Source organism: Fusicatenibacter saccharivorans (assembly GCF_027667425.1).
Classification (GTDB): Bacteria; Bacillota; Clostridia; order Lachnospirales; family Lachnospiraceae; genus Fusicatenibacter; species Fusicatenibacter saccharivorans.
In genome coordinates, this window is sequence record NZ_JAQEGR010000022.1 from 33105 (window position 1) to 45568 (window position 12464).

Sequence of the window (12464 nt, forward strand, 5' to 3'; positions counted from 1 at the left end):
AAGGAGGAACCAACATGAATTCAAAAAACAGAAAAATCCTTATTATCCTTATTATCGCTATTTTGGTAGCGGCAGCAGGTGGTGTTTCGTTATACCTCTATTTGACACCACAAAAGACAACCGTATATGTCTTTAACTCGAATTACGAATCAGGTACGGCATTGACAGAAAAGATGCTTACTCCTATTCGTTGCGATTCCAAAATTGTTACGGCTGGTAAAACGGCAGATGTAAAATCAAGATTCATCACTGGATCAGAGTTGACAGAAGTGTTAAATTCCGGTGATCACCTTCGCATGGATGTGGCAGAAGGTATGCCATTGACACGTTCAGAACTTTTTGTGAATGGTGGATCAGACATTGAAAAAAATATTCATGCTGGAATGATAGCGGTAACAATTCCATTGGATTCTGTGACAGGGGCTGCCGATGGCATTAGGGAAGGGTCGCATATTAACATATATGCCACAGGTTATGATGATAGCGTAGGAACAACATTATTGTTTCAAAACATGAGCGTTATCGCCGTAGAACGAAGCGAAAAAGGAACATTAACATCAGCCACAATAGAAGTAGACGCAGAACAATCCTTAAAACTGATTAATGCACAGAATAATAGTACATTGAATCTGGCTGTTGTTGATAGTACCGATTATCAATATACGGATGAGGAAACACCTACATATAATCCAAACAAATAATACATATCAACTGCCCATTTGGGCAGTTGATACATTATAGAAAGGAGAAGCTACCTCTTAACAGGAGCTATTTACAGATGAAAATATTATTAATTGACCAGAATTATTCTTTCACAACGGATATTGAAAGTCGAATGATTTTGAGTGATGATTTTGAAACAGAAATCATTACGTTGAATAATGTCAATGAGACACAGGCAAAGCTTAAAATGTTTTCGCCGGATAGAATTGTATTGAATGCGGATATTCTGCAGTATTATCCAGATTGGGATTATAATATTCCTGTTACATGTTATGCCAGAAATGTAGATACATTAAAACTTGCTGCTGAAAAAGGAATCTCCTGTTATGGCATTGTAAAGTCGGCATCACAACTTATTGATGCTATCCATAATAATTCAGTTATCACAATTCAACCGGATAGAAGCAAAGTTAAAAATTCCCGCGAAAAAACACTTTCTACATCCAGAATGCCATCGGTAAATTCGGAAAGCTTTCGGGACAATCGTCCAGAACGTGTGCCTGACAATAGAAAAGATTCTATTGCCCAGAAAAAATCTGTATTATCTGATGATATCTATACTGGTGCAGTACAGTACGAAGAGGAGGATGAAGGCGAAGATATTATCGAATCAAGAGAACCTGCTCGTGTAAAACGCCCTTCTCAAGTTCAATATTCTGAACCAATAGCTCGGAATGCCGAAAATACCAGATATTATCAGGAAATACCGGCATCAAGGAAAACGCCTGTCATGGAAGACGATACAGATGATTCGAATCAGGAAGAGGATGATTATACACTTGACTTACGGAGCAGGATGGCGAAAGTTCGGGAACAGGAAAAAATTGCCGAACAGAAACGAAAAGAAGAAGAGAAGAAGAAACAGGAGTCAATGCTTGAAAAACAGATAAGTCAGGAAGTTGGAGATACCAAAAAACGTGCCAAAATAATTACTGTGTATTCCGCGAAAGGCGGCGTTGGAAAAACAACAATTTCTTGCGAATTGGCATCATACCTTGCGCTTACGGAGCATGGCCGCGATAAATTTAAGGTCTGCATTGTCGATTATAACATTGACTTTGGGGATGTTATGGGAACCTTGCTGTATGATCCAAATAAAGCGTGCATGACCTTATGGGCTGACGAAATTCGTGGGCAATTGGAACGCATGCCTGTAAACAAGCGTGGCCGCCACACGAAAGAGCAGTTGAATTCGATTCAGTATTCTGCTACACAGATCGAACGATTTCTGCAGAAGAATGAAGCATCCGGACTGTATGCACTCCTGGCACCGACCTCGAATGAAGACAGTATGGATATTTCAGGTGAAGAACTTGAAATTATGCTGAATAACATTGTTGAAAACGGAGGCTTCGATTTTGTTATTTGCGATACGGGAAACAACACCCGAGATTCGTCTTATATGACGCTTCTCAAAGCAGATCAGGTATTTCTTGTACTTACGCAGAACTTCAATACCGCCAACTGCAATAATTCGCTGTTAAAAATGTTGGATGCCCTGCATTTTGATATGAATAAAATCGGCCTCATCATCAACAAAGTACAATCTAAAAAATCAGTAGGGTTGGGAACGGATGAGCTGGAAGAAACATTTATTAATCCGTTGACAAATAAGCCCTATCCATGCATTGCACTTATCAAAGATACAAATGATATTCGACGCGCGAGCAATAATGGAGAACCGCTTGTATATAGCCCTAATAACGATTTTACGAAAAGTATTGGAAAGATCGTATCCCAAATTGTTGATGAAGAGCATGCTCTTGAACAACCGGAAAAGAAAGGATTGTTTGCACGGTTGTTTGGAAAGCGAGGATAGATATGTCATTTTCACAGTCTTCTTCTCCGACACTGATGAAGGAACAGTATCAGAAAAAGGAGAATGAAAAACAACGCATTATTGAAAAAGTTGGATCTGAACATGTGCAGCCAACAAAAGAAGAACAGGACTATGCTACAGATGTTATTAAGATTATTTCTGAACAGTTTTCCGAGGATCTGATTACAAAAAACTTGGATGATCTGGATGCACCTATCAGGAGGGCAATCGCAGCCGAATGTGAAAAGCTGCAAGTTACCTTTGAAGTTCAGAAACGCATTGAAAAAACGGTCGGAATGATGGTTCTGGGCAATGGTCCTATTGAAGAATATCTGCAAGATCCCGAAGTTACAGAAATTGTTGTACAACGATATGACAATATAGTAGTCGAGCGTCATGGAAAAGTAGAACCAGTTCCGACTATTTTTAATAGCGAGGCTCACCTTCAGACCATCATCAAGCGAATTGTCCAAAAGGTAAATCGCCAGATAAATATTGGTCATCCAATTGTAGATGCACGGCTTCAGGACGGAAGCCGTGTAAATGCAACCATTCCACCGGTTTCCCCGGATGGCGCAACACTTACAATCCGTAAATTTTCACAATCTGCACTTACTGGGGCGGACTACGTAAGAATGGGATCTATGAATAGACAGATGCTGTACTTTTTGACACTCTGTGTGAAGGGAAGATTAAATATTTTTGTCTCTGGTGGTACTGGTACAGGAAAAACCACAATGCTGAATATGCTATCGTCTTATATTGCAGAAAATGATCTGATTATTACGATAGAAGATACCTTGGAATTAAAATTGCAGCAGAAAAATGTCCGAAGAATGGAGGTTCGGCTTTCAAGCACAAAGGATATGGAAATGGTTGACCAGAAATCGCTCGTTAAAGCTGCTTTGCGTCAACGTCCAGATCGGATTATTTTAGGTGAAGTACGTGATGAATCCATCATAGATCTGGTTTCTGCTATGTCAACTGGTCATGAAGGGAGTATGAGTACCATACATGCAAACAGCCCCAGAAACATGTGTGATGTGCGAATTCCGATCTTGTACTCCTACGATAAGAATGCAGATTTTTCCGAAAAATCTATAGCATTGCAAATTGCGGAAGCTGTTCAGATAATTGTACAGCTATCACGCTTTCCTGATGGCAGCAGGAAAATAACAGCAATAACAGAGGTTGATGGACTGGAAAACTCTGGAAAATTACGACTTAATGATATTTTTTTGTATGATCGACAGAAAAAAATCTTTCATGCAACTGGTAACGTTCCTAAGACTGCTATTAGGAAAATTAGGGACCATGGTATTTCCGTAGACGAAACCATTTTTCAGATTAATGTACCAAAGGAGGAAATTAAGGCGTGAGTCTTTCTATTGTTATCGCATTATTTTGCTCTTCCATTATGTTATTTTCGCTTTTTTTTATTGCGAAAGTTCACTGCTCGGAAAGTCGCGTCAATGTAGGTGATGATTTCATTACCGTATTCCTAAAAGATCGGGAACGCGTGATAAAAAAATCAGGTTCTCGGATGGCTATTAGTACATATTTGCTAATTTTGGGCATTTCGCCATTGGCGGTAGGCGCATTTGTATATTTCTTCTCTCAAAATGGCCTTTTTTCTATCTTGATGGCATTTATGGGATTTCTGATCCCGGACATTCTTCTTATGATAATTCGAAATAGCACACAGAAAAAATATGAGGAGCGTTATGCCAGAGCTTTAAACCAGATGGGATCTTCTCTAAGAGCGGGGTTAAGCATTGCAAGAGCAGTAGAAGATGTTGCTCAATGTAAATTTGTCCATCCGTCAATGCAAAAATGTTTTGCTAAGTTGTCAGCTGATCTCCAAATGGGGCTTCCTGTATCGGAAGCTTTTCAAAGAATGGCGGATGATTGTGGTAATGAAGATGCACAAGATGTTGCACTTGCAATTGCTGTACAAGATACAGTTGGTGGACACGAAGCAGATGTGGTGTTGTCCATTGCTAAAAACATTGAAGAAAGAATTATGATGCGCAGGGAAATTAAAAGTATTTTTGCTGCAACAAGTGCGATGGTTTGGATGTTTGATTTTATTGCACCTGGTACTATTTTGTACTTTTGCATTACCAGTCCATCCTATATTGACACTTATTTTCAAGACTCTATTCATATTTTGATGTTTGTGATAATCTTGTGTATGCCATTTGTAGGATCTATCATCAACCATAAAACACTTAAACGAGTACAGAAAGGGGTGTGATTTTATGGAATTTGATGCACTTTCTATTTCTATTTTACTGGGGATAGCTATTTTTCTTTTTATTATTTTTATATCAGCGATCTTCTATAATTTGGAACATAAAGGGACTCGTTATGCCAGCGAACACCCGGACGATTGGCTATTCCATGATTTTGACTCAAAAATGTATAGTGCAATTTACGGATATGAAAAGCCAGATACTGTAGCAAATAAATTTGGAATAAAAACGGAGAAATATTATCAGAGTTGCAGTTTAGTAAGAAAACAACCAGATATGAAGCGTATGGTAATGAGATATACATATGCAATTATTTTGCTTACGATTTGTGGAGTGTTATCCATTGTATCGTCCATGTACTTTATGCCTTGCGGGATTTTGGGATTTTTTATTCTAGTTGGCTATGAACAAATGACCCTAAATGCAAAGGCGGAATCTATGAAAGCTCAAATAGCAGATGAATTGCCACGATTTCTGGATCTGCTTCAAGCAGAACTGCAGATCGGAATGCCTATTGAAAATGCAATGCTGGTTATTTGTGAGAAATTTCCATCATTAATTTCAACAGAATTTCTGAGGGCGCTTAGTGAATCACAAATGGGAGCCTCCGGCTGGCAGCAGGCCATGGAAGATGTCGCAGCGCGATATGATGAAGAAACATTAAGTGATTTTGTTCTTAACGTTTCGACTTCTTATACCAAAGGTGTTTCGATTGCAGCAACCGTATCCCGAAAAGCGGAAGATATTAGGGAAACCCATGTACTGGCGGTTAAAGAAAGAGCTGGAAAGGTTACAAATACAATTTTACTGCCGATGGCTATTTTCCAGCTTATGCCGATGATCGTATTCTTAATAATTCCAATACTATCAGAATTAACAGGAACACTTTTTTGAAAGGAAGGAAATACATATGATAGCAGAAATACTACTCATTGTTTTAAGCGGTGTTGCAGCCGTATTTGATCTGGAATACAGAAAAATCCCTAACCTCGTAATTGCAACAGGCATTTTTTGCGGATTGTTTTTATGCCAGGAGCCAAAGACAATTTTAATCCGGTGTATTGGTATAGTATTTGTATTTCTTTTTGGAATGTTTCAGCTTATGGGTATGGGAGATCTCAAATTATGGATGGCAATTGTAGCATTTGTGGGATTTTCCCGTAGCTGTTTCATCATTGTTGGCGCAGCTATACTATTATTGGGATATGCATGGTTTTTTGTACCCGGTTCGAAGCAGACAATAAAATTAACCTTACGACAGTTGTCATTAAAAAATGTACAGGTATTTGAACAGAAGGAGTTTCCCTTTGCCCCGTTCATTTTTGCCTCGTGCGTATTATATGGTATTTTGAGGAGCCTTCACGTATGTTAAAACGATTTCGGAAGGGGGCGGGAGAGTTTATCGGCTACAGCATCTCAATCCTATTCCTTACGATTTTTTATATCATCATCCTAAACTCATTGATCCTTAATAATGCCGAAAACGTGATGGAAGAATGTATCTTGAGTGTCGGAAGGCAGGTTGTAATCTGCGACTCACTGGAACAGGCACAGGAGCGAGTGCAGGATGCTGCGGAATACTATCTGGAACGCGAAACTCGGGTCATTGATCATTCATCAATTCAGGCAACGGTCGATTATACACCAGGCTATGAAAGTAAAGATCATGTCTGGAAAAAAGGAAAATTTATTCAAGTGACTGTAACTGCAGATGTACATGGATTTACACAATGGTTTAAAAAGCCGAAAACAGTCCGCTGCATCATGATGATTGAAAACGGGGGTGAAAGTTCTTGAAACTGAAGCGTTTACGACGAGGCAATGGGGTTTTTATCTATGGCTGCTTTATGCTGTTACTTATCTACGCTCTGGTCATTGGCGTTATTCAGACATATGCAATCCGTCAGATGGCGCTAAAGGCTCAAAATGCAGTAGATTCCATCTCTGATGGAGTGGCAATATATATGATTCAAAATGATGGCGCGTCCTATCAGGAAGCATATACGCAAGCTGAGAAACTTAAAAAATTATTGCAGTCAAAAACAAATATAGATATTGTTGACTTACAAATGGATGCCGATGCATTTGAAAAGAACAAGATCAGAGTTACATTATCTGTAGGGCAGTGGTATTTACCCAGTTTGGCATCCATTCATTGGGATCAGAATAATACAAAATATCAAATTCAAAAAACAGCGACAACAGAATTTATTTCTTCGAATAGTTATGGTACTGGTGCGACAGCACAGGGAACAACTATCGTGCAATTTGCGCTACAATGGGTAGGAAATCCCTATGTTTGGGGAGGAAATTCACTTACGAATGGTATTGACTGTTCGCATTTTGTATGGCAGTGTCTTACGCATTGTGGAGTATACAATGGTCCATATGCGACATCAGGTGAGTGGAGATCTTTAGGTCAGCCTGTCGCAGATTTGGCGCACGCAAAAGCTGGCGATGTCTTATGCTATGCTGGACATGTCGCAATTTATGATGGAAATGGTATGATTGTGGAGGCGAAAAATGAAACAGCGGGAATAACACATGATCGAAGCGCAGATTGTCGCCCAATTCTTGCAATTCGAAGATTCACAACAGATTAGAGGAATAAGTAATGGAAAGATTAAGAGCAGGAAATGGAGAATTTCTCGCAGCTGCGTTTATGAGTGTGTTTATCACTTCGATGGTGATATTGATAATTGCGGTGATGCAGATCAATTTCTCAATGAATAATCTGTCAAAAGCCATAGTATCATCATCCAGGGCTGTAGCGGTGTGTGCCACAAAAACAAACGCCGAAAAACTATCACTGGAAGTGGCACAAGCGTCGATTGAAAATCAGAATATATCGGATATCAAGGTTGCACTTGAATATGCAGATTCAAATTGTAATAAATGGGTTACTGGAAATCAAGTTATTATAACCGTATCCGCTTACGTAAAAACAATGTCTCCGTTTTTGTCCGGTGAACGAAGCATTGTACATATGGTTACTATAGAAGATTCTGACGAATTAGTTGGAAATGGGAATGCCGAGAAAATATGGAACTATCTTCTGTCACATGGGATTACACCAGCAGGAGTAGCCGGTATACTTGGAAATATGGCGAATGAATCCAGTACAAACTTAGATCCTACCTTGTTGGAAGAACGGGCCGTTAGAAGGACAAGGATTACGGGTCAAATGTATACACAAATGGTAGATTCCGGTGAAATATCAAGAGCAGAGGTTATTAGCAGCTCCAGATTCGGACTCTATTCCGGTGGAAGATATGGATATGGAATTGTCCAGTTTACAGATCCAACGATTAAGGAGTATCTGTGCCGCTATACAATAGATAAAGGAAAGAGTATCGGAGATTTAAAAGGACAATTGGATTCTCTGATGGCGTATTTGCAGCAGTATGAGCCTGCATTACTTAATACCCTAAAATCCATACAGGATGTGGAAGCCGCATCCATTGCTTTTTTGACACAATATGAAAAACCGGCCGATATAGAGCGTGAAAAAGGTAAACGTGCTTCAGCTGCATTATTATATTATCAACAATTATTAAAGTAATTGAAGATGGACAAACAGATATCGTGTATCTAATAGAACAATTCACTTTTATGTAATTTACGAATTGCACCTTTGGAAAGAATACGCTATAATTATTTTGGTTGAGGAATGTGAATAGCCGCTGATAAAACGTATTAAATTGCTGCGCCAACAGCTTTTAATACGTTTTATTTTTTTGCGCATAATTCTTCTTATATAGTATTGAGAAAAAACTGGAGAAAGGATTCACGTACAAAAAAATCCAGTATAATTTTATTTTTTTCTTCTTTCACAATACTATAGACAGACATATAGATTGGAAAGGAGGCACTATCATGTTTAAAAAATATGTCAAACAGTTTCTTACAGATGAATCCGGAATGGAATTGTTGCAGCTTGCTATTGTTGTCGTAATCACAGTAGGATTAATCGGTGTAATGACGAAGTTGATGAACACGGTTCGTGAGAACATCAGTAAAGCCAATGATAATGCAAACACCGAGATGCAGGGCATCCTCAGAGATGCGAATTCTGATTCTTGATTTGGCACAACAAGACCATAGTTCCAGTAAAATCGCTGTGAGCTATGGTCTTATTTGGGAGGAATACTATATGCAGAGAAAAAAAATCCAAATATGGTTAGGAATATTGGCGATATGTACATCATTGGGGACACCTATATCAACCTATGCTGATACCCAAGATGTCACAACCAATGTTGGCGATAAAACGACCATAAAATCAGACGGAAGTGACAAAGAAACGACCAACGGTCAAGAGGATTCTTCAGATACAACATCTGGGGGTGATACAACTGTACATTACACAGAAGCGCAGTTGAAAGCAATGGACGCAAAGAAGAAATTGAATTATGAATTACGTTCAATTTTAACGGAGATCAGGAAAAATGCGGACGAAAACGGAATATTTCACAGTCCAAATTCGTCCATCAAGGATATTGGGTATTCTTATGGAACCGTTGATGTCAAGAAAGATCAAATTGATCAGATTTTGGATTATTTAAAAGACTTTGAGTCCGTTTTAAATAAGGATAATAATCGTCAGGATTTTGATGTTATTAGTTCTGTCACTAATCCGATTTTCGATAATATGCACATGCCAAAGAAGAGCTTTAGTGAACCTACAATAGAAGATGGCGGCGGGAAAATTGCGCTTCTGGATAAAAATGGAGATTTATCCTTGATTGTCAGTGCGTCAGATGCGCCGTCAGATGGCTTATTAGCCACATATGAGAAAAGTCTACAGACAGATCAAGAAAATGGAAATAAAGGGCAAGATTCGGAATCTTCAAGCAATGCTGAAGATTCAACGGATAAGAATACAAATGGTCAGAACGGATCAGATAGTAATAAGGGAGACAATCAAAATAGCTCTTATCTTACAGGAAATAGTGCAGACGACATTCTGCTTCGGCAGGTTATGGATGCTATTGCAAAGAAAATGGGATTTTCATTTTCAGACGATCAATTTCTTACGAAACTGATTCAACAAGATGGTAGAAATTATTTGCTGATATTTCAGAATAAGAAAGATCCACCTTTTAAACTGATAGAAGGTTCTAGTCTAAACCAAAACTCGAACACAAATTCATCAAATAATAGTACCGGAACTTCAAATAATGGTAATAATAGTAGCGGCTCAGACAAGAATAGTTCCAACACTGGAAGCAATAGTTCTTCTTCTGACAATATTTCCTCCGTTACGCAGATTCCAGACTACAAAGATGGCTCTACTACGACAATGCCGGGAGTGCGTGATGACCTTGTAGATGGAGGCATGAATGCATTTTACACAATAACGGATACATATGAACTATTCTCCAGATTTTCTGGCAGCAATGCAATGAATAATTATTGTACCCTGGCCTATATCAAAGATATTCATGTTGACAGTATAAGAAAAAATGTTATATTGAAGACAAATTATAAGTCGAATGTCAGACGGTGGGTAGTGGAAAAGGATGGAGGATCTAAAGTGGTTGTTCAAACGGATGATCCAAAACATCAATTTGATTTTTCGACAATGAATCCAGGTGAATATACTGTTACAGCATATCAAAAAGTAACTTACACAGTTGGAACCAGTGTGAAATATGATATATGCGAATATCTCTTCGATCCAGTTACGAATGGTCTTATTTATTTCAACGAACAGACGGTCGAAAATGGAACAAATAAGTCCTTGAGTTTGGACACAGTTACAAAAACAGGTTATGTTGCCACTGGTGATGTATTTCGAATCCATGTCAACAATCTGGGAAAAGTGGAAACGGTCAGCCCGTCAACCAATAGAACTGAATGAGTAAACAGATTGCCCCCGTGAGAAAATTCCCAGAGGGGAACTTTTTCAAAACATGAACGTAATATGACGCTACTCTTTTGCCGCTACACACAGATCATTGTTTGCTTATGGCATCATTTCATCTTCTGTTTCTTATTAAATTTGCAGTCTATTATGTTGATAAAAAAATGAAACGAATATCTATGGTGTTTTTGATATGCCAGATTATAACACATCTTAATTGATCCATTTAAATATAAAACGCTATCTTTTATTTCACGAACATAACCATGGAAGTTGTCGTTTCCATTATTTTCCTGATTACCTTATCTATACGATTGAGCATATGAAAAATTACACTTTTTAGGGAAAAAATTTTTTTTCAGCAAATTAAATGAAATTTGCTGAATTTTATTATGAAATACTACATATTGCAGAAAAATAACATCCATATTATAATAATTTCAAGAAAAAGACACGAAATTCAAAAAAATGGAGGTGTTTCCAATGAACTTAATTGTTAGATAATTTAGAAACGATAGATTGAAAAACAGAGATTTAGGATAGATGATAATCCTGAAAGGAGGGAAAGTATCACATGAAGATATTCAAAAAAATTATTACTTTTTTGCTGGCATTTAGTCTGATGGTTCCATTTCCATTAGTTTCTGCTTTTGCCGAAACTAATGGAAATGACGACGTATCCAAAGAAACCATGATTCAGTACATGAAAAATATTGGCACACCTCAAGAGTTTTTGGATAGCATTACAGATCATAAGCTCCATGAATTATATTATCGTTTCCAAGATAAAAACATGAAGTTCGGAGGAACCCAAACAGAAATTGTGACTATTCCTAATACAAATTCTTCTGATGGGGTACAACCTTATGGTGGTATTCCTGATTCAAAACTTGAATTATCTGTTACAACGTTTGATGAATGTACTGATAGTAACTTAGTCGTTGGAGTGGCAGTAGAAGCATCTTTCAAATGGTTATCTTCACCAATCCTCCAATTAACAGATGCTATGACTCTCAATTGGAATGGCGAGTTACTGTCAATGCAAGGTTTTTTTGCTGAAAGCGGATATATATTAGAAGGTCTTTGGGTTCCTATTCAGTCCATTTCAAATTATTCAACCGCACAAAAAGGCGGCGTTGGTTGCTATTTAAGTATTGCTCAAAGAGAAGAAATTTCTGGTGATCCAACTCAAGGTACGATGTCTGTGTATTTAGTTCCGAGAAAAGCTTATTATTATCATGATATTCTCAAAGAGCAGCTATTTTTTGAATACGCTCATCAAACTGTTGGTTTAAGTATTAGCATGGGAGCTTCGATTGGTCATCCTATTTCCGGAAGCGTAGGTATTGGATTTACCGGCGGATCTTATGACAGCAGAGGTTTCGCAAAAAATTATCATTTTAATAAGGATGACCATTAACAAACATACCTATCCATCAAACATATTTATACAAAGTTTCTAAAAGGGGGATGTCGGTTAATACCGATTTTTAGCCCTTGATATGAGAGGAAGAGGCAATCCCAGAGAATTCGTGCTTTTTGCCCAAAATCAAAAAAGTCGTTATAATAATCTTGTTTTAGTATAGTTCCATTATAACATGGAACAGAGAGGAAGATGGTTGTCGTTAGCCATCTTTCTCTCTTTTTAGGAGATAAATTTCAGGGGCAGGCGTAACTCATACGAGTTGCGTCTGCCCCTGTTTTGGACTATCTATTTCCCGATAGCCCCTTTTTAGAAACTTTTTTATCTTACTTATATAGTAAGTGCAAAATAATTCGACGGATTGTGTTGCCCTAAAAA

General features: G+C 38.0%; 12 protein-coding genes. All 12 read left to right on the forward strand.

Going from position 1 to position 12464, the window contains the following annotated elements:
• Positions 1–14: 14 nt before the first annotated feature.
• The gene (locus tag PGS38_RS15985; protein WP_117802242.1) at positions 15–701 is read left to right on the forward strand and encodes an RcpC/CpaB family pilus assembly protein; all 687 of its coding nucleotides are present in this window, start codon (positions 15–17) and stop codon (positions 699–701) included.
• A gap of 77 nt (positions 702–778) precedes the next feature.
• Positions 779–2542 (forward strand): AAA family ATPase, encoded by a 1764-nt coding sequence (locus PGS38_RS15990; protein ID WP_270476423.1) that lies wholly within the window; start codon positions 779–781, stop codon positions 2540–2542.
• A 2-nt stretch (positions 2543–2544) separates the two neighbouring features.
• Entirely contained in the window at positions 2545–3921 is a 1377-nt protein-coding gene (locus PGS38_RS15995; RefSeq protein ID WP_119208435.1) for a CpaF family protein, read from the forward strand.
• Positions 3918–4799, forward strand: a complete 882-nt coding sequence (locus PGS38_RS16000) for a type II secretion system F family protein (protein WP_117802239.1) — start codon at positions 3918–3920, stop codon at positions 4797–4799. The genes PGS38_RS15995 and PGS38_RS16000 overlap by 4 nt, the downstream gene beginning before the upstream one ends.
• A gap of 4 nt (positions 4800–4803) precedes the next feature.
• Positions 4804–5691: a type II secretion system F family protein gene (locus PGS38_RS16005; RefSeq protein ID WP_117802238.1), complete on the forward strand. Its 888-nt coding sequence runs from the start codon at positions 4804–4806 to the stop codon at positions 5689–5691.
• Between the two features lie 16 nt (positions 5692–5707).
• Positions 5708–6169 (forward strand): prepilin peptidase, encoded by a 462-nt coding sequence (locus PGS38_RS16010; RefSeq protein WP_117802237.1) that lies wholly within the window; start codon positions 5708–5710, stop codon positions 6167–6169.
• Positions 6163–6594, forward strand: a complete 432-nt coding sequence (locus PGS38_RS16015; protein WP_117802236.1) for a hypothetical protein — start codon at positions 6163–6165, stop codon at positions 6592–6594. The genes PGS38_RS16010 and PGS38_RS16015 overlap by 7 nt, the downstream gene beginning before the upstream one ends.
• Positions 6591–7400 (forward strand): C40 family peptidase, encoded by an 810-nt coding sequence (locus PGS38_RS16020; RefSeq protein WP_117802235.1) that lies wholly within the window; start codon positions 6591–6593, stop codon positions 7398–7400. The genes PGS38_RS16015 and PGS38_RS16020 overlap by 4 nt, the downstream gene beginning before the upstream one ends.
• An 11-nt stretch (positions 7401–7411) precedes the next feature.
• Complete coding sequence (locus PGS38_RS16025) at positions 7412–8359, forward strand: phage tail tip lysozyme (RefSeq protein ID WP_117802234.1); 948 nt, start codon at positions 7412–7414, stop codon at positions 8357–8359.
• A 314-nt stretch (positions 8360–8673) separates the two neighbouring features.
• A complete protein-coding gene (locus PGS38_RS16030) occupies positions 8674–8880 on the forward strand; it encodes a hypothetical protein (RefSeq protein WP_117802233.1) in 207 nt (68 codons plus the stop codon).
• A 70-nt stretch (positions 8881–8950) separates the two neighbouring features.
• A complete protein-coding gene (locus tag PGS38_RS16035) occupies positions 8951–10660 on the forward strand; it encodes a hypothetical protein (RefSeq protein ID WP_270476425.1) in 1710 nt (569 codons plus the stop codon).
• Between the two features lie 577 nt (positions 10661–11237).
• Positions 11238–12083, forward strand: a complete 846-nt coding sequence (locus PGS38_RS16040) for a hypothetical protein (RefSeq protein ID WP_270476426.1) — start codon at positions 11238–11240, stop codon at positions 12081–12083.
• Positions 12084–12464: the final 381 nt, after the last annotated feature.